This window comes from uncultured Ferrimonas sp. (genome assembly GCF_947489035.1).
Lineage (GTDB): Bacteria > Pseudomonadota > Gammaproteobacteria > Enterobacterales > Shewanellaceae > Ferrimonas.
Genome location: NZ_CANLCI010000006.1, coordinates 88,326 through 107,200, shown reverse-complemented (window position 1 = coordinate 107,200; position 18,875 = coordinate 88,326). Strand labels below are relative to the sequence as shown.

16 protein-coding genes are annotated in these 18,875 nt (G+C 57.7%); 7 read left to right on the top strand and 9 right to left on the bottom strand.

Going from position 1 to position 18,875, the window contains the following annotated elements; genetic code table 11:
* Nucleotides 1-11 precede the first annotated feature (11 nt).
* Both hslU and hslV read right to left on the bottom strand, forming a co-directional pair.
* Entirely contained in the window at nt 12-1,340 is a 1,329-nt protein-coding gene (hslU, locus tag Q0796_RS05820) for an HslU--HslV peptidase ATPase subunit (protein ID WP_298441054.1), read from the bottom strand.
* Nucleotides 1,340-1,888, bottom strand: coding sequence for an ATP-dependent protease subunit HslV (gene hslV / locus Q0796_RS05815; protein ID WP_298441052.1), 549 nt, complete (start codon nt 1,886-1,888; stop codon nt 1,340-1,342). The genes hslU and hslV overlap by 1 nt, the downstream gene beginning before the upstream one ends.
* Before the next feature lie 565 nt (nt 1,889-2,453).
* Here hslV and phbB point away from each other — a divergent pair.
* Nucleotides 2,454-3,194 (top strand): acetoacetyl-CoA reductase, encoded by a 741-nt coding sequence (phbB, locus tag Q0796_RS05810; protein WP_298441050.1) that lies wholly within the window; start codon nt 2,454-2,456, stop codon nt 3,192-3,194.
* Here phbB and Q0796_RS05805 read toward each other — a convergent pair.
* From Q0796_RS05805 to priA, 5 genes are all read right to left on the bottom strand, one after another.
* Entirely contained in the window at nt 3,148-3,372 is a 225-nt protein-coding gene (locus tag Q0796_RS05805) for a hypothetical protein (RefSeq protein ID WP_298441048.1), read from the bottom strand. The genes phbB and Q0796_RS05805 overlap by 47 nt on opposite strands.
* Nucleotides 3,373-3,463: 91 nt before the next feature.
* Complete coding sequence (locus Q0796_RS05800; protein WP_298441047.1) at nt 3,464-4,078, bottom strand: tRNA-uridine aminocarboxypropyltransferase; 615 nt, start codon at nt 4,076-4,078, stop codon at nt 3,464-3,466.
* A 65-nt stretch (nt 4,079-4,143) separates the two neighbouring features.
* The gene (locus Q0796_RS05795; protein ID WP_298441045.1) at nt 4,144-4,701 is read right to left on the bottom strand and encodes an SPOR domain-containing protein; all 558 of its coding nucleotides are present in this window, start codon (nt 4,699-4,701) and stop codon (nt 4,144-4,146) included.
* Nucleotides 4,702-4,704: 3 nt separating this feature from the next.
* Complete coding sequence (gene argS / locus Q0796_RS05790; RefSeq protein WP_298441043.1) at nt 4,705-6,453, bottom strand: arginine--tRNA ligase; 1,749 nt, start codon at nt 6,451-6,453, stop codon at nt 4,705-4,707.
* Between the two features lie 258 nt (nt 6,454-6,711).
* Nucleotides 6,712-8,898 (bottom strand): primosomal protein N', encoded by a 2,187-nt coding sequence (priA, locus tag Q0796_RS05785; protein ID WP_298441042.1) that lies wholly within the window; start codon nt 8,896-8,898, stop codon nt 6,712-6,714.
* Nucleotides 8,899-9,132: 234 nt separating this feature from the next.
* Between priA and rpmE the strand changes: the two genes are divergently transcribed.
* The gene (gene rpmE / locus Q0796_RS05780) at nt 9,133-9,345 is read left to right on the top strand and encodes a 50S ribosomal protein L31 (RefSeq protein ID WP_298441041.1); all 213 of its coding nucleotides are present in this window, start codon (nt 9,133-9,135) and stop codon (nt 9,343-9,345) included.
* A 70-nt stretch (nt 9,346-9,415) separates the two neighbouring features.
* Here rpmE and Q0796_RS05775 read toward each other — a convergent pair whose 3' ends face one another.
* Entirely contained in the window at nt 9,416-10,438 is a 1,023-nt protein-coding gene (locus Q0796_RS05775) for an OmpA family protein (RefSeq protein WP_298441039.1), read from the bottom strand.
* A 328-nt stretch (nt 10,439-10,766) separates the two neighbouring features.
* Between Q0796_RS05775 and Q0796_RS05770 the strand changes: the two genes are divergently transcribed.
* The gene (locus tag Q0796_RS05770) at nt 10,767-12,014 is read left to right on the top strand and encodes a malic enzyme-like NAD(P)-binding protein (protein WP_298441037.1); all 1,248 of its coding nucleotides are present in this window, start codon (nt 10,767-10,769) and stop codon (nt 12,012-12,014) included.
* Between the two features lie 139 nt (nt 12,015-12,153).
* On the opposite strand, the gene metJ is transcribed toward Q0796_RS05770, so the two are convergent.
* On the bottom strand, nt 12,154-12,474 hold the full coding sequence (gene metJ, locus Q0796_RS05765; RefSeq protein ID WP_298441035.1) for a met regulon transcriptional regulator MetJ: 321 nt from the start codon (nt 12,472-12,474) through the stop codon (nt 12,154-12,156).
* A 180-nt stretch (nt 12,475-12,654) separates the two neighbouring features.
* Between metJ and metB the strand changes: the two genes are divergently transcribed.
* From metB to Q0796_RS05745, 4 genes are all read left to right on the top strand, one after another.
* A complete protein-coding gene (gene metB, locus Q0796_RS05760) occupies nt 12,655-13,803 on the top strand; it encodes a cystathionine gamma-synthase (protein ID WP_298441033.1) in 1,149 nt (382 codons plus the stop codon).
* Nucleotides 13,804-13,807: 4 nt separating this feature from the next.
* Nucleotides 13,808-16,156, top strand: coding sequence for a bifunctional aspartate kinase/homoserine dehydrogenase II (gene metL, locus Q0796_RS05755; protein WP_298441031.1), 2,349 nt, complete (start codon nt 13,808-13,810; stop codon nt 16,154-16,156).
* Between the two features lie 59 nt (nt 16,157-16,215).
* On the top strand, nt 16,216-17,115 hold the full coding sequence (metF, locus tag Q0796_RS05750) for a methylenetetrahydrofolate reductase (protein ID WP_298441030.1): 900 nt from the start codon (nt 16,216-16,218) through the stop codon (nt 17,113-17,115).
* Nucleotides 17,116-17,281: 166 nt separating this feature from the next.
* Nucleotides 17,282-18,856, top strand: coding sequence for a PAS domain-containing methyl-accepting chemotaxis protein (locus Q0796_RS05745; protein ID WP_298441029.1), 1,575 nt, complete (start codon nt 17,282-17,284; stop codon nt 18,854-18,856).
* The last annotated feature ends 19 nt before the right edge of the window (nt 18,857-18,875 follow it).

Here is an 18,875-nt window from a genome sequence, read left to right as displayed (position 1 = left end):
ATGACAATTCCTTACAGGATAAAGCGCGACAGATCTTCGTTCTCAACCAGTACGTCTAAGTGGTTGTTCACGTAGTCGGCGTCGATGGTGTAGGTTTGGCCTGATTTTTCTGAGGCGTCAAACGAGATCTCTTCCATCAAGCGTTCCATCACGGTGTGCAAGCGGCGAGCGCCGATGTTCTCGGTGCGTTCGTTCACCTGCCAAGCGGCTTCTGCGATGCGTTCGATGCCGTCTTGGCTGAATTCAATGCTGACCCCTTCGGTCTGCATCAGGGCAATTTGCTGCTCGGTCAGGCTGGCGTTGGGCTCAGTCAGAATTCGCACGAAATCGTTGGCCGACAGCGCGTCCAGTTCAACGCGGATCGGCAAACGGCCTTGCAGCTCTGGGATCAGATCCGACGGCTTCGCCAGCTGGAAGGCGCCGGACGCGATAAACAGGATGTGGTCGGTTTTGACCATGCCGTGCTTGGTGTTAACGGTGCAACCTTCCACTAAGGGCAGCAGATCGCGTTGTACCCCTTCACGGGATACGTCGGGGCCAGAGGTGTCGCCGCGCTTACACACCTTGTCGATCTCGTCCAAGAACACGATGCCGTTTTGTTCAACGGATTCAATCGCTTTCTCTTTCAGTTCTTCTTGGTTGACCAGCTTCGCCGCTTCCTCTTCGATCAGCGCTTTGAAGGCGTCTTTTACCTTCATTTTTTTGCGATCTTTCTGCTGGCCGCCCATGTTCTGGAACAGGCTTTGCAGCTGGTTGGTCATCTCTTCCATGCCCGGTGGGGTCATGATCTCAACGCCCATTTGCGCCTGCGACAGATCGATCTCAATCTCTTTGTCGTCCAGCTTGCCTTCCCGTAGCTTTTTGCGGAACACCTGACGGGTTGAGGTGTTACTGGCCTCTTCGTCGTTGCCCCACTGATCTTTTGGTTTTGGCAGCAAAGCGTCGAGGATGCGCTCTTCGGCGGCTTCTTCGGCGCGGAACTTGTTGCGTTCCACTTCGCGGTCGCGGGTCATCTTAATGGCCGAGTCGGTCAGATCGCGGATGATCTGCTCAACCTCTTTACCGACGTAACCCACTTCGGTGAATTTAGTGGCTTCCACCTTGATGAACGGCGCCTGCGCCAGCTTGGCTAAACGACGGGCGATCTCGGTTTTACCGACACCGGTTGGGCCGATCATTAAGATGTTCTTTGGGGTGACTTCTTGGCGCAGCTCTGGGGCCAACTGCATCCGGCGCCAGCGGTTACGCAAAGCGATAGCAACGGCTTTTTTAGCACCGGATTGACCGATGATGTGGCTGTCCAGCTCGGATACGATTTCCCGTGGGGTCATGGCAGACATCAGTTGGATTCCTTTACAGCGGCGGCAGTGGCCAGTTCTTCGATGGTGTGAGAGTGGTTGGTGAACACACAGATGTCTCCGGCAATAGTAAGCGCTTGCTCACAGATGGCGCGGGCGTCCATTTCGGTGTGCTTCAGCAGCGCCATCGCGGCGGCTTGGGCGTAGTTGCCCCCAGAGCCAATGGCAACCAGATCGTGTTCTGGTTCAACCACGTCGCCGTTGCCAGAGATCACCAGGCTGGTTTCCGCGTCGGCCACAATCAGCATCGCTTCCAGCTTCTGCAAGCTGCGTTCGGTACGCCATGCCTTGGCGAGCTCAACGGCAGCACGGGTTAAGTGACCCTGGTGTGCGTTCAGCTTGGATTCAAGCAGTTCAAATAGGGTGAAAGCATCGGCGGTGGCGCCTGCGAAACCGGCGATCACTTTGCCGCCAGACAGCAGCCGCACTTTGCGGGCATTGCCCTTCATTACGGTGTTACCAAGGGAAACTTGGCCATCTCCGGCAACAACAACTTTGTCGCCGCGGCGAACAGACACAATGGTGGTCATCTCGAACCCTTCTCTAGCAACGTCCAGTGCGGACGTGTGTTCTCATTGTGGTAGATGTGGGGATAAGTTGGCGCGCTTCAACCCTTGGCAGGTAAAACCAGTGGATTTACCCGATAAAGGAGTGAACTGGGGCACGCTTTAGCTTGGGGGCGGGCAACGGCCAGCGTAAGTGATCACTTACCGTCTCTGGCCTCTGATCGCGGTTACTGCTGCCGCGATTGGCGGGCTGATGGCGACAGCGTTATCGAAGCCTCGCTGCCAGCGGCTGGGCTTTGAGGCCGCCGTGGCGTTGAGCCGACATTCTTATCAAATCGTTACATTGTGGCGGTTTTGGCTCTGAGGAATCCCACAATAAACCTTGCTTATGGTCCGGACATTCCCAGTGGTTATAAGCTAAACAATTGTTAATGAAAGGCTTTTATTTAACCGTTTTAAGGCCAAGCAACTGGTTATGGCGCCATAGCCATCGGCTACTGGTAAAACTGGGCTTACTGTTCCATTCATTTAACTGTCATTCCCGATCAACATACTTGGTTGTGCATTTTAAACGCATAGGAGTTTTCACATGGAACGCAGTGTCGCAGTGGTAACCGGTGGTTTAGGTGGTATTGGTTTAGTAATCAGTAAGGCTTTGGCAGAACAAGGTTTTTACGTTGTTGCTGGGTGCCGACCTAACAGCAGCAATGCCGAAAAATACGCCGGTGAATTGGCGCAGACACACCCCAACATTACCGTGCTGCCGTTTAATGTTGGTGATTTTCATGAGTGCCAACGGGTGGTGTTAGACATTGAAGAGAGCATCGGGCCGATCAAGGTGTTGGTGAATAATGCGGGGATCACCATGGATGGTCAGCTGAAGAAGATGGCGTTGGAACAGTGGCAGCAGGTGCTGAGTACCAACCTCGACAGTGTGTTTAATTTAACGCGGGCGGCGCTGGTGCCCATGTTGTCGCGCAACTATGGCCGAGTGATCAGCATCTCGTCGGTGAATGGCGAGAAAGGCCAGTTTGGCCAGTGCAACTATGCGGCAGCGAAGGCGGGGATGTATGGCTTTAGCAAGTCGTTGGCGCTGGAAGTGGCCAGCAAGGGCATTACCGTGAACACCATTTCGCCGGGTTACATCGAAACCGACATGATCCGCGCCATCAAACCGGAGATCCAAGAAGCAATTAAGGCGCAAATTCCGGTACGGCGTTTTGGTCAGCCGGAGGAGATCGCCCGTACGGTGCTGTTCTTAGCGGATCAGCAAGCGGGCTACATTACTGGTTCGAATCTGTCGATAAACGGCGGTCAGTATATGGCTTAAACTGCAGCGGCTCGCCGTTGCTGTCGAAGCGCATGTCGCAGCTGCACTCTAAGCAAAGCCGCCACAGGGCGGCTTTGCTGTGTTGGTCTAACGCGTTCAGCTGGGCGACGCACAGGTGGCCATCGCCGATCAGTTTGGCCAGCAGTTGATGATCGAGGCTGATGTTGATGGCAGACATAAAGGGGACTCCATTAAATGGCTCAAATGATAATAAGTATCATTTAATGGTAATGGCTGCGGCCATAATACGCCAGTGCTGGCCGGGGCAATCAATCGGTTTTTGTGCGCTGGCGTTGGTATCGCGCCTGCACTTCGGCGGGCATGAACGCCAGTTGGCTTTGTTTGATGGCGTCAAAGGCGCGCGCCAGTGGGGCGGGATCGCACTGCTCTAATTGCTCCAGCGAATAGGCCACGGCTTCAAGGGTAGAGAGGCTGTCGTCGCGGTGCGCTTTACGGATCTGGTAATCGCCTTGGGGCGCATGGGCAAAGCCTAAGCGCGGCAGCTGCGCCAACCACGGGTTCAGTTGCAGCATCTTGTGGGTTTTACGCCAGGTGCCGTCCAGCACCAGCAGCTGGCCTACTTCGCTGGCGTTGCTGTGCTCAACCATAACCGCGTTGTCGTCTGGGTACAGCAACATCACCGGTTGTGGCCCCTGCGCCAACTGCTGCTGCAGTTCGGCAAAGTCGGCGGCGCTTTCCCCCAACCACAGGGTGCCGCGCTCTAAGGCTAAGCACAGCACCACGGCGGTGCCTTTGGCGTTGCCGTGCTCTGAGGGGTGCATCAGTACGTGCACCGGTGTGTGGTGACGAACGGGGGTAATGGCGCTGCACAGGCACACTTTTTGTGGGCGCTGGCAACGGCTACAGTGTTGGCGTGTGCTCATGGTTTCCTAGTGTATGGCAGTAACAAACAAGGCGCCCCGTGGGCGCCTTGTTGATGGTGGCTGGATCAGTTGGTCCATTTCCACATTTGGCAGGTGTTGATGCCCGCCTTTTGCAGTTTGTGTCGGGCGGCTTCACCGTGACGCTTGGTGTCCAATGGCCCTAACACCACGCGATACCAAACGCCGTTTTTCCCTTCAGTGCGGCGCACCTGCGATTCCAGCCCTTGGAAAGCGATGGTGGCCTTCATGGAGTCGGCCTGGGACTGGGTGCGGAACGAACCACACTGCAGCTGGTAGGGGCCTTGGCTTTGTTGCTGCTCAACGTCCACTTCCACGGTTTTGTTGGGCAGGGCCTTTTCATATTCCCAGCTGTTTTTTTCCGGTGCTTTAGGCAGCGGCTTTTGCGGCTTGGGTTGTGGTTTCGGCGCCACCACTTCCGTGCTGGGGGCAGGGTTATCGCTGGCACCACGAATGGTGAGCAAACCAAAGCCACCGAGGCCAATTAAGGCCATGACTGACAACAACAACACCCACGGAAAAGGCTTTTTCGCCTTAGCCTTGCCGCGACGCCCATTGCTGCGCCCGCGGCCGGGGCTGCGTTTACCTGCGTAATCGCGAGCCATAACTTACATCCGCTCTAGGGTGTTGATCCCCAGCAGGTTCAAGCCCACCTGTAAGGTGTTGGCGGTGGCCAAACACAAGCGCAGGCGGCTGGCTTTGGCTTCGGCGCTGACGCCCTCTTTGTTGATTGGGCAGGCTTCGTAGAAGCTCATGAAGGCACCGGCCAATTCAAACAGGTAGGTGCACATCAGGTGCGGCATGCCTTTGTTGGCTACGCCTTGAATGGCGTCGTTCAACTGCACCAGTTTCTGTGCCAACGCCTCCTCTTTATCGTGTTCCAGTACGATGTTGCCGCTCAGCTGTTGTGGGCTTACGCCGGCTTTGCGGAAGATCGACTGAATGCGGCTGTAGGCGTACAGCATGTAAGGGGCGGTGTTGCCTTCGAAGGTCAACATGTTGTCCCAATCGAAGACGTAGTCGGTGGTGCGGTTCTTGGACAGATCCGAGTACTTCACGGCCGCCATTGCCACGGTGGTGGCGATGTTATCCAGTTCGTTGCCTTGCAGATCTGGGTTTTTCTCGCCAATCAGCTTAACCGCACGTTGATGTGCTTCTTCCAGCAGATCCGCCAGTTTCACGGTGCCACCAGAACGGGTCTTAAATGGCTTGCCGTCTTTGCCCAGCATCATGCCAAAGGCACAGTGCTCGGTGGTGGTGGCGTCGGTGAGGTAACCGGCTTTGCGGGCGATCAACCACGCCTGCTGCAGGTGCTGCGCTTGGCGGGAATCGATGAAGTACAAAATGCGATCGGCATCGAAGGTGTCTTTGCGGTACTTGGCCGCGGCGATGTCGGTGGTGGTGTACAGGAAGCCGCCGTCGCGCTTACGGATGATAACGCCCATTGGGTTGCCATCTTTGCCTTTGTATTCTTCAAGGAATACCACGGTGGCGCCGTCGTCTTCTACCGCCAAGCCTTGCTCGGTTAAGTCGGCAACCACTTCTGGCAGCATGGCGTTATAAAGGGATTCACCCATTACGTTGGCTTCGGTCAGCGACACGTTCAAGCGGTTATAGATCGCTTGGTTCTGCGCCATGGTGATGTCCACCAGCTTCTTCCACATGGTGCGGCAGTATTCGTCGCCACCTTGCAGTTTCACTACGTAGTTACGGGCTTGCAGGGCAAAGGCTTCGTCTTCGTCGTAGCACTTCTTCGCTTCGCGGTAGAAGGCTTCTAAGTCGGACAGATCCATGTCGGTGGCGCTTTCGTTTTCCATCTTTTCCAGATAGGCGATCAGCATGCCGAACTGGGTGCCCCAGTCGCCGATGTGGTTGGCGCGCACCACCTTGTGACCCAAGAATTCAAGGGTGCGGGTTACCGCGTCACCGATCACGGTAGAACGGATGTGGTGTACCGCCATCTCTTTGGCCACGTTGGGCGCCGAGTAATCGGTAACGATGGTTTGCGGGGCAGCAATGGTGGCTACGTTGGCACGTTCACAGCTGGCGATCGCTTCAATCTGCTTGCCCAACCAGGCGCTGTCTAAGAAGAAGTTGATAAAACCAGGACCGGCGATCTCGGCTTTGGCCACCAATTCAGACTCTGGCAGGTTGTCGATCAGCAGTTGCGCCAGTTCGCGCGGGTTCTTCTTGGCCGGTTTGGCCAGCATCATTGCCAAGTTAGTGGCAAGATCGCCGTGGCTCTTGTCGCGAGTACGGTCAACCTGAACTCGTGGTTCCAGCTCTGCTGGGATCACTGCCTGCTCTTTTAAGCGGCTAATTGTTTGTTCAAGTAACTGTTGAATATGATCTTTCATCGCGACACCAAAAATAGGGGGAGTGTATTGACCGTTCGTGGTCGATGTTCGAACCTTGCATTTTAACCGCGCAGGATAAGAATACCAATCCATATCGGCGCAGATAGCGGATTGAAATTGCAGCGACTTAGCATTGGGGCCAGAAAGCCGCCGCTGTGGTGAACGGCGGTTTGGGGCACGGACTGGGGGGAGGGGGGAGCATCAGCGACGTTGATCCTCCAATGTTTGGTGCCAGCCCCGGTTTCGCGTGGCGCCGCGTTAGAGCAAATCTTGCGGATCGCGCTCCAGCTGCCAACGGCACTTGCGGCCACTTTCTAACTTCGTTATCTGCTCTAGCCACGGCTCAATACTGCGCTGCAGCGCAGGCCGAGTGGGCGCCAACAGCAGCGCTTGAAAGCGGTACTTACCGGCTTTGCGCTCCAGCGGCGATGGCATCGGCCCAATCATCTGCAGCTCGCCTTCGGGCAACAGCCCCTTCGCTTGCTGAATAAAGCCCTTAGCTTGTTCGGGGTAGGTGGCTTCGGCGCGCAGCAGCGCCAACTGCCAAAACGGCGGCAACTGCGCCAAGCCGCGCTCAGTTAAGGCGTCTTCGGCAAAACCGGCGTAGCCCGAGGCCATCAGTTGGTGCAATAGCGGGTGCTCTGGTTGGTGAGTTTGCAACATCACTTCTCCCGCCTTGCTGGCTCGGCCAGCGCGACCGGCCACCTGAATGTACAGCTGGGCTAAGCGTTCGGCGGCACGAAAATCGGCACTGAACAGGGCGGAATCCACGTCAAGCAAGCCGACAAAAGTTACGTCGGGGAAGTGGTGGCCTTTGGCCAGCATCTGGGTGCCCACTAAGATCTGCACTTCGCCGCTGCGGATCTGCTCCAGCTTGGCATCTAAGCTGCCTTTGCGGCTGGTGCTGTCGCGGTCAATTCGCACCGCTTTGTAGTCGGGAAACAGCCGCGCTAAGGCTTGCTCTAACTGTTCGGTGCCCACCCCACGCGTAAACAGCTGGGTTGAGCCGCAATCCGGGCACTGGCGAGGAATGCCGCGCATGCTGCCGCAGTGGTGGCACTGCACCATGTTGGCGCCTTGGTGGATGGTGTAAAACGCATCGCAGTTGTTGCACTCGTGCAGGTGGCCGCATTCGTGGCATAGCAGCGCCGGGGCAAAACCGCGTCGATTCAAAAACAGCATCACCTGATTACCGGCGTGAAGGTGGTGCTTCAGCCGTTCAATCATCGCCGGCGACATGCCCGCATCCAGATGGCAGGTGCGAATGTCTTGCAGCAGCTGCTTTACTGGGCGGCCTTTGCCGGCCCGTTGGCTGAGCTTAAGGTGCCGATAACGGCCTCGCTTAACGTTGGCGAGGGTTTCTAAGCTGGGGGTGGCGCTGCCCAGCACGATGGGGATCGATTGCAGCTGGGCGCGCATCACGGCCAAATCGCGGCCGTGGTAGCGAAAACCCTCTTGCTGTTTAAAGCTGGCATCGTGCTCTTCATCGATGATGATCATCCCCAGCTTGGGCATGTCGGTAAACAGCGCCGAGCGGGTGCCCAGCACAATGGCGGCCCCTCCGGCGCGGGCGTGTTGCCAGCTGGCGAGGCGCTGGTTGTCATTGACGCCGCTGTGCAGTACTTCCATCGCCAGTGGAAAGCGAGCGCGAAAACGGCTGATGGTTTGCGGGGTTAAGCCAATTTCCGGCACCAACACCAAGATGCTTTGCCCTTGGCGCAGCAGTTTGTCCATCACCGTTAGGTACACTTCGGTTTTACCGGATCCGGTAACCCCATCTAACAAGAAGCAGTTAAAGCCTTCGGCGTTGTTGATGGCGCTTACGGCCACCGCCTGCTCTTTATTGAGGGTGGGGATGTGATCGGTGCTCTCCCACTGTTGCGGCCAGCTTTGCGTCAGTTGCGGCTGCTGCTCAATGGCTTCGATCAGCCCTTTGTCGGTAAGGGCTTTTAGGGCCGGACGGCTTAATTCCAGCAGCGAGATGTCGCTGTCGGCCAACAACGGCGTGCGCTGCAGCTGCGCCACAATGCGCGCCTGCTGCACCGCCCGTTTAAAGTCGTTGGGATCGCAGTCTTGGCCGCGGTCGCTGAATTGCCAATACTTTTGCGGCATCGGGCTGGCGGATTCGCCCTTGCGCAGTTTTACGGGCAGCAGTTGCGGCAGCACCATTCCCAGCGGCGAAAAATAGTAACGGGCGGCGGTGTTCGCCAGTTGCCACAGCGCTGGGCTTAACAGCGATTGCTGATCCAGCACCGTTAAGAGTGGTTTCAGTTTGGCCGCGGGCACGTCGCACTCGGCGCTGGTGGCCACCACCACGCCCACCTGTTGGCCTTGGCCAAAGGGCACCAGCACCCGTGCCCCTTTCACCGGCAGTGCTGCCCCCTCGATGGGCAGGTAACTGAACAGCCTTGGTAACGGCACGGGCAGGGCAACTTGGATAAACACGGCGACTCACAACACAGTAAATTGGCCTATACCCTACCAAAGGCGAGGGGCTTCTACAGCGGGATCTGCTTCCTTAGGCGCTCAGCTTGGCAAGTCGGTGCAGAAAATGTGCAGCGATCGTTGCTCTGTTAGGGGCTTTACTATAAACTCTCGCGCCCTGAACCTATTTGTAAACTACGTGTGGTGTCCGGCTTAGAATCGGATAGCGACACGGCCCTAATTGAGGTTTTTCCCATGAAAGACGGTATCCACCCAAAATACGCTGAAATCACTGCTAACTGCTCTTGCGGTAACGTGATCAAAACCCGCTCTACCGTAGGTAAGGACCTGCACTTGGACGTATGTTCAGAGTGTCACCCTTTCTACACCGGTAAGCAGAAAGTTGCTGATACTGGCGGCCGCGTTGAAAAGTTCAAGAACCGTTTCGGCGCACTCAAGTCCAAGTAATTGGCTTAAGTACCGAACGGAAAAAAGGCACCCCATGGGGTGCCTTTTTTAATGGCTGCGCGGCAGGATTTTAGTTGCCGCTGTCCATGCCAAACAGGTTAACGGTTACCTTGCGTTCGCTGCGGCTTTGATTGGCGACGGCGTTGCTTTCCCCTTTCGACAGGATCTGCACTCGATCTGGGCTGATCCCATGCTGCTGCAACAACTGCTGCTGCACCGAGGTGGCCCGGCGTAAGCCCAAGGCGCGATTGTAATCGGGGTTACCGATCTTATCGGTGTGGCCGATCAGCTCTGCCCGCACTTTCGGGTAGGCTTTCATGTAGCGGCCAATGTCGGTGAGCTTTTGCAGCTCAGCGCCGCTCACGTCGGCAGAGTTAAAGTCGAAATAGAGCACGGTCGAGGGCGCAACCTCAACCACTTCTGGCTTCGGTGGTGGCGGTGGGGCGATCGGTTTAGGTGCCGGGGCGGGGGCCACAACCGGTGCTGGCGCAGGGGCGGGGGCCGGTGCGGCTTTGGTCTTGCCACCGAAGTGGTAGCTTAACTGTACGCCCCAATAGTTAACGCTGTGGCGGTTAAACAGATCGTCGTTGGTTTCCAGTTCGCGGAAATGACGCCAGCGCAGACCCAGCTCCATCTGCTTATTCACCACATAGTTAACGCCGGCGCCAACGTAAGGCTGAATGCCATTGTCGCTGGCGTCCGCAGTGTTGGTGTTGATCTCGGCGTCGTAGCTGAACCCACCCAGTTCGGCATTCACCGCAAACGCATCGCTTAGGGGCAGGGTGGCCACCATCGCTAAGCGCACGCCCGTGGCCTCAGCTTGGCGGCGATTGCTGAGATCTTCCCAGCTGCTTTCACCTAAATCGGTAAAACCCAGCTCGACCCCGATGTTGTCGCTAAAGCGGTAGCCGCCAAACAGATCCACAGCGAAATCTTTGTCGTCACAGTCGGTTGGGGCTTGGCCATTGTCGGGGCAGATCCCCTGCCAGTTAGCGTGGCCTAAACCAAGGCCAGCATACCAAGGGTTGGCGACCTCGTTGGCCAGCGCCGGGGCAGCCAAAAGTAAGGCGGAAGCAACAGCGGTTTTAAACATCGTACATCTCCTTGTACATAAGTTTTTAGGGTCTAAATGTTCGTTCTTAACTAAAGAATAGTTGTTATTCAGTAGCTTAGGCTCAAAGCGAGCAAGCATCGTTGCCATTAGTATCGCGCTCAAGGCTATTTTAGGGTCACTTTTATCACCAACGCAAAGGCCAATTGGTAATACCTTTTACCAAAAATAACAGGCACTTAGCTGTAAATGTTGAGCTACAATAAGCAAAAGCAATAGTTCTGCTTTTTGGTGTTTGCAATTCGACTTTATGGGAGTATGTTTGCCGCGATTCCCCCTACCTAATCCTGCTGCGAAGAGATAACAACAAATGTCCGACCTACGCCAACAAGCACTTGATTACCATGCTGAACCTATTCCAGGAAAGATCAGCATTACCCTAACTAAACCGGCTGAAACCCAACACGATTTGGCGTTGGCATACAGTCCTGGCGTGGCTGAGCCGGTACGAGAAATCGCGGCAGCGCCAGACAACGCTTACCGCTACACCAATAAAGGCAACTTGGTGGCGGTGATCACCAACGGCAGCGCCATTTTGGGGTTGGGCAACTTAGGGCCGCTGGCCTCGAAGCCAGTGATGGAAGGCAAAGCGTTGCTGTTTAAGCGATTCGCGAATATCGACTCCATCGACATCGAAGTAACCCATCGTCAGCCGCAAGAGTTTATCGACACCGTGGCCAACATTGCCGACACCTTCGGTGGCATCAACCTAGAAGACATCAAAGCGCCGGAGTGTTTTGAGATTGAAAAGGCGTTGATTGAACGCTGTAAGGTGCCGGTATTCCACGACGATCAACACGGCACCGCCATTGTGACGGCAGCGGGCATGCTTAACGCGCTGGAGATCCAAGGCAAGAACTTGGCCGACAGCACCATCGTGTGCTTGGGGGCAGGTGCCGCGGCCATTGCCTGCATGGAACTGCTGATTAAGTGCGGCGCCATGCGTGAAAAGATCTACATGTTGGATCGCAAAGGCGTGATCCACACCCGCCGTGACGATCTGAACGAGTACAAACAACTGTTTGCCAACAACACCGACAAGCGCACCCTGCAGGACGTGATAGTGGATGCCGATGTGTTTGTGGGGGTATCTGGCCCGGATCTGCTCAGCGCCGACGACGTGAAGCTGATGGCCGACAAGCCGGTGATCTTCGCCTGTTCGAACCCGGATCCGGAGATCCACCCCGACATCGCCAAAGCGGCGCGTCCGGACATCATCATGGGCACTGGCCGCAGCGATTTCCCGAATCAGGTGAACAACGTGCTGTGTTTCCCATTCATCTTCCGTGGTGCCTTGGACGTGCGCGCCAGCGCCATCAACGACGAGATGAAAGTCGCGGCGGTACACGCCCTGCGCGGTTTGGCCAAAGAGCCAGTAACCCAAAGCGTATTGGAGAGCTACGGCCTAGAGCGTTTGGAGTTTGGTGCCGATTACGTGCTGCCAAAGCCAACCGACAGCCGGTTGCTGCCACGGATCGCCAGCGCCGTTGCCCAAGCCGCCATCGATTCTGGCGTTGCCGCGCTGGATAGCCTGCCAGCGGGTTACCTGAGCGAATAAGGGGCTGGCCCCCATGACGGGCTGACGCAAACGCCAGCCGCGAAAACAACGCCGCCTCAATCGAGGCGGCGTTGTTGTTTCTGCCCTCATAACCAAAAAATCCACCCGAAGGTGGATTTTTGTCAACTTACACAGACAGTTAGTCGTCTAAGTTTTCCCAGTCGATGCCCAGTTCGGTCATCATCTCGCGGGCGCTGGCAGGGATGCTGTCGCCTTTGTCTTTGCGAAGATCATCATCCACCGGCAGCGGTTGGCCAGTGTAGGCGTGCAAGAAGGCTTCGCACAGCAGCTCACTGTTGGTGGCGTGGCGCAGATTGTTAACCTGACGGCGCGTGCGCTCATCGGTCAAAATCTTTAACACCTTCAATGGGATAGAAACGGTGATCTTCTTCACCTGTTCGTTTTTCTTGCCGTGTTCGGCGTATGGGCTGATGTAGTCGCCGTTCCACTCGATAGTCATCGAAGCACCTATAAATTCGGATTCCGTTGCAAATTCTAACGGCGTGAATAAAAGAGTCAAATAATTGCCATCTCTACAGTTATACGTTTAGACGGCTAAACATCTTGACGGCCTATATTTGTAGCCGTAATGTAAAAGCTCAGTTATTAACCAGCCGCATCAAGTTGGAGGATGCCGCCAATGAGCCAGCCACATCACGCCACCATCGCCGCCCGTGAAGGGATCGATACCGATACACAACATGGTGCCGTTGTTGCGCCCATCTATTTATCCAGCAACTACACCTTTGCGGGTTTTGGCCAGCCGCGCCAATACGATTACGCCCGCAGTGGCAACCCAACGCGCACGGCGCTGGCCGAGGCGTTGGCCAAATTGGAAGCGGGCGCTGGGGCGGTGGTTACGGCAACAGGAATGGCGGCCATTACCCTGTGCACCGCGTTGTTGCGATCCGAACAACTGCTGCTGGTGCCCCACGACTGTTATGGCGGCAGCTATCGCTTGTTCAACGCCTTGGCCGAACAAGGCCGCTTGCGTTTGCTGGTGGTGGATTTTAATGATCAAGCCGCTTTGGCGCAGGCGTTGGCGCAGCGCCCTGCCATGGTGTGGCTGGAAACCCCATCCAACCCGCTGTTGCGCCTAGTCGACGTGGCTAAAATCGCCGCTGCAGCCCACGAAGTGGGGGCCCTTGTGGTGGCAGACAACACCTTCTTATCGCCGATACTGCAGCAGCCGCTGCGCCTTGGGGCCGACATGGTGATCCACTCCACCACCAAGTACATCAATGGCCATTCCGATGTGGTGGGCGGCGCGGTGATCGCCAACAGCAATGCGCTGGCAGAACAACTGGCGTGGTGGGGCAACTGCTTGGGGATCACCGGCGCGCCGTTCGACGCCTTCTTAACCCTGCGGGGGCTGCGGACTCTGCCACTGCGGATCGCCCAGCACCAACGCAACGCCGAAGCCGTCGCCCAGTGGTTGAACGACCACCCCGCGGTAGCCAAGGTGCATTACCCCGGGCTTAGCAGCCACCCACAGCATCAACTCGCGCAAACCCAACAAACGGGTTTTGGCGCCATGCTCAGCCTGGAACTGCATGGCGGCGAAGCCGCGGTGCGGGCGTTTTTGTCGAAGCTGCAGCTGTTCTCGCTGGCCGAAAGTTTAGGGGGGGTGGAATCGTTAGTGGCCCATCCCGCCACCATGACCCACGCCGCCATGAGCGCCGAAGCACGCGCCACCGCCGGGATCAGCGACAGCCTGATCCGCTTATCGGTGGGCATTGAAGACCGTGACGATCTGCTGGCGGATCTGCGCCAAGCCTTAGCGGAGTAAACCGATGCCATCACGACAGGTTCATAAATTTGGTGGCTCCAGTTTGGCCGATGCCGACTGCTACCGCCGCGTGGCGCACATCCTACTTACCCACGGCCAGAGCGACGATTTGGTGGTGGTGTCGGCCGCGGGTGACACCACCAACCAATTGATTGCGCTGTTGCAGCAGGCGCGCGCCCAGCAAGCGGTTGGCGCAGGGATAAGCGCCTTGCAGCAACAACAACGGGCGCTACTGCAGCGGCTGCTGGGCCACAACCAACAGCCGTTAGTGGCGCAGCTGCAACAAGACATCGAGGCGTTGACGCAGTGGCTGCAACAGCCGCAAACGCACGAAGCCGACGTGCAAGCGCTGGGGGAACAATGGTCGGCACGGTTGCTGGCGGCGGTGTTGCAACAGCAAGGGGTCAGCGCGGCGGCGGTGGATGCCCGCGACTTCTTCAGCGTGAACGGCCAAAACCAGCCCCATTACGCCGCCAGTGCTGCCCGATTGGCGCAGCTGTGCCAACAGCAGTGCGACAGCCGCTTGGTGATCACCGGTTACGTGGCGCGCAATGAGCGCGGCGACACTCAGCTGCTGGGGCGCAATGGTTCCGATTACTCCGCCACCGCCATTGCGGCGATGGTTAACGCACCGCGCTGCACCATCTGGACCGACGTGGAAGGGGTGTTTAACGGCGATCCAAATCGTCTGAAAGGGGCGCGATTGCAGCGGCAGTTGTCGCTGGCGCAGGCCAACCGCCTCGCGCAGTTGGGATCGCCGGTATTGCACAGCCGCACGTTGGAGCCGCTGCAGCGCCAGCCGCTGGTGTTGCAGGTGCGTTCTAGCTTTACCCCAGAGCGCCCCTGCACCGAGATCCGCACCGGCAGCGTCAGCGCCGAACCGGTGGTAACCAGTGTCGACAAAGTGGTGGTGCTGCACTGCCCCGGCGCGGCGGATGCCACCGTGTTAGCGCAAGAGATCCTGACCGAGCAAGGGTTGGCGGTGCTGGCGTGTTACCCACAACAATCGGCGCTGGTGGTGACTCAAGAACACGCCCTCGAAGCGGCCGAAGCGTTAGAGCGTCACTTCTTGCAACCGCTGACGCCGCAATTTGGGCTGGGCTTGGTGGCGCTGGTGGGCAACCAAGTGGGCCGCTTGGCTGGGGCGTTTGCCCGCTTGTTGAACCGCCACGCGTGGCCATTGCAGCAAGATGAGTTGGCGCTGTTCACGTTGGTGCCCTGCGAACAGGTGCAGTCGCTTACCGCCGAAGTGCACCGCCGCTGTGCCGGGCCGCTGAAAACCATCGGCGTGCTGGTGGCGGGCAAAGGCAACATTGGCGCCGCGTGGCTGGCGCAGTTTGCCCAGCTGCAACCGCAACTGAACCAACAGCTGGAGGCACAGCTGACGGTGGTGGCGATTGTGGGGCAGCAACAGGGCTGGTTAGCGCCACAGGGGATCGATCCGGCTCAGTGGCAACAAGGGTTTGAGCAACATGGCCAACCCTACCAACTGCCGCAGTTGATTGACGCGGCGCGAGCGCTGCCGTTTGATGAGTTGATCCTGCTCGATCTGACCGCCAGTGCCGATTTAGCCCTGAACTACCCACTGCTGTTACGCAGCGGCATTCACCTGATCAGTGCCAACAAGCAAGCGGGCAGTGGCCCGTTCGCGTTCTACCAACAGCTGCAACACAGCTTGGCGCAGCGCCACCTGTACTGGCGTTATAACGCCACCGTTGGCGCGGGCTTGCCGCTGTTTTACGCCATCGACGATCTGCGCCGCAGCGGCGATGCCATCAGCCACATTGATGGGGTGTTCAGCGGCACCTTAAGCTGGTTGTTTCATCACTACGACGGCAGCCAGCCGTTCTCGCAACTGGTGTTAGCGGCGCAGCAACAGGGGCTGACCGAGCCGGATCCCCGCGACGATCTGTCGGGGGTGGATATGCAGCGCAAGCTGCTGATTTTGGCGCGGGAATTGGGGTTGGCGCTGGAACTGGCCGACATCGAGCTGGAATCGCTGGTGCCCGCGGCCCTGGCCGAACTATCGCTGCCGCAGTTTGAACAGCAGATCAGCGGCTTAGATGCGCCATTGGCGGCGGCACTGCAGGCGGCACAGGCCGAAGGCAAAGCGTTGCGGTATGTGGCCAGCTTTAGCCAAGAGGCGGGGCGAGTGCGCGCCAAAATCAGCGTGGCGGCGGTGGCGATTGATCACCCCTTAGCCACCTTGCCGCCGGGGGATAACCAATTTTTGCTGCGCAGCGGCAACTACCCCAACGGCTTGGTGATCCAAGGCCCAGGGGCGGGGCGGGAAGTTACCGCCGCGGCGGTGCAATCGGATCTGGTGGCCATTTGTCGGCGTCTCCTGCACTGAAGCGGGATCTTATCTAGGCCGCGCAGGCGGCCACATTTTTTACCCCGCGGGAGGGAACCATGTCATTTCATCATGCCCAGCAGATAGAAGCGTTAAACGAACGATTAAGCAGCCTGCGCGACATCGACGTGTCGTTTGAGTTTTTTCCTCCCAATTCCGCAGCGATGGAGCAAACCCTGTGGCAATCGATTGAGCATCTGGCGCCGCTGAAACCACGGTTTGTGTCGGTAACCTATGGCGCCAATTCGGGGGTGCGGGATCGTACCCACAACGTGATTGAAAAGATCCATCAGCACACGGATCTGCAGGCGGCGCCACACCTTACCCTGATTGATGCCAACGACGACGAGCTGCGGCAATTGGCGCGACAATACTGGCAGCAAGGGGTGCGGCACATTGTGGCGCTGCGCGGTGACGTACCGGCTGGCCACGCCAACCCCAATCGCTACGCCGCGGATCTGGTGCGGTTGCTGAAGCAGGAACACGACTTTGAGATCTCAGTGGCCGCTTACCCCGAAGTGCACCCCGATGCCAGCAGCGCCCAATCGGATCTGATCAACCTGAAGCGCAAAGTGGACGCCGGAGCCACCCGCGCCATCACCCAGTTCTTTTTTGATATCGAAGCCTATCTGCGTTTTCGCGATCGGTGCGCGGCGGCGGGGATCGACGCGGAAATCGTGCCGGGGATCCTGCCGGTCACCAACTACCAGCAACTGCTGAAGTTCTCGCAGTTTGCCAACGTGCGGGTGCCCAATTGGCTGCATCATATGTTTGATGGGCTGGACGACGATCCACAAACCCGCAAATTAGTGGGCGCCAACGTGGCGATTGAGATGAGCAAAGTGTTGGCGAAAGAGGGGGTGTCGGAGTTTCATTTCTACACCTTGAATCGCGCCGAATTGTCGTACGCCATCTGCCATGCGCTCGGGGTGCGCCCCACCGTGGCAACCCCAACCTAGCGTCGCCCTAGCCCAAATCGTCGGCTGGGGTTAGTGGCTGCGGCGGATAAATCTGACCAACATCAAATTTTTGTTAAACAGTTGTGTAATTTTAATGCGTCAACGTCGGTTTTTAAGCCATGTTGGCGCATCATAGCGCCGTCATTACTGAACCGAGTACCTTGTTGTGCGAAACAACCAGCCCGTTACGCAACAGCAGCAAAACTATGCCGATGATCGGATCTTGCTGTCGACCACCGATCCCCAAGGGGTGATCAAATACGCCAACCAAGATTTTGTCGAGGTAAGCGGTTATAGCCTGTCGCAACTGCAAGGGCAGAACCACAACATGATCCGCCATCCAGACATGCCCGCGGCGGCCTTTGCCTCGTTGTGGGGCAACATGAAGCAGGGCAAACCGTGGTTTGGCATTGTGAAAAACCGCTGTGCCAATGGCGATCATTACTGGGTAAACGCTTACGTTACCCCAGTGATGGAAGGCAACCAGATACACGAACTGCAATCGGTACGGCGTCGTCCTAAGCCGCATCTGGTGGCACGGGCCGAGCGCATTTACGCCGATCTTAATGCCAACAAAACCCCTAAAGCGATGCGCCGTCCGTGGCTGTCGTTTCAGCAGCGGCTGCTGGTAGCAGCAGGCTTAGGCAGCGTGGGCACTGCGGCATTGGCGCTGGTGTCGCCCTATTTGGCGTTGCTGGGCAGCGGCATCACCGTGGCGCTGTTGGCGTGGTTGTTGCGACCGTTGCAGCCGCTGGTGAACAAATCCAAACAGATTATCGACGATCCGCTGGCGCAAGCGGTGTTTAGCGGCCGTCAGGATGAACTGGGGCAGATCGAGCTGGCAATGGCCTTCTTAGGCACCGAGCTGGGAGGCGTGGTGGGGCGCATTGCCGATTCGGCGGGATCGCTGCAAACCATGGGCAGCACCATGCTCGACACCGTTCAGCACACCCAGCAGCGCGCCGCCCAGCAAAGCGACCAAACCGCCGCAGCGGCCACCGCCGTTGAACAGATGAGCGTCAGTTTCAGCGAAGTGGCGGATAACAGCAGCGCCATGGCCAGCGCCTTAGATCAAAGCTTAACGGTGGCGGCCGAGGGCAGCGAAGTGCTGCGCCAAGTGACCGAATCGATTGATAACCTGAGCGGTGAAGTGGGGCGGATCACCAACGAAGTGGCCGCGATTGAGCGCGACAGCTCGGCCATCTCTGAAGTGCTGAACGTGATCCGCGGCATTGCCGATCAAACCAACCTGCTGGCGTTAAACGCGGCCATTGAAGCGGCACGGGCGGGCGAAAGCGGCCGTGGTTTTGCGGTGGTGGCCGATGAAGTACGCAACCTTGCCCAGCGCACGGCGGAATCAACGGTGCAGATTGAACAGATCGTCAGTCAGTTCCAAAGCTCCAGCCGCGCCGCCAGCAGCGCCATGAACCAAGGGCAGCAGTCGGCGCAAGATACGGTGGCGTTAACCCGCGCCGCCGATCAAGCCTTTGCGTCGTTACAGCAAGCGGTTACCCACATCAACGGCATGAGCGGCGAGATTGCGGCGGCGATGTCGCAGCAGCACACCGTAACCGAAGACATCTCGCGCGCCATCAGCAACATTACCGATCTGGCGCAAGACAGCTATCAGCAATCCAGCAAAACCGTAGAACAAGGCGGGGCGATGGCGCGACTGACCATCAAGCAGGCAGAGCTGTCGCAGCAGTTTTGGCAGCTGGGCGTTGCTCGCGGCAACGAATAAGCGGCGGCTGCGGTTAGCG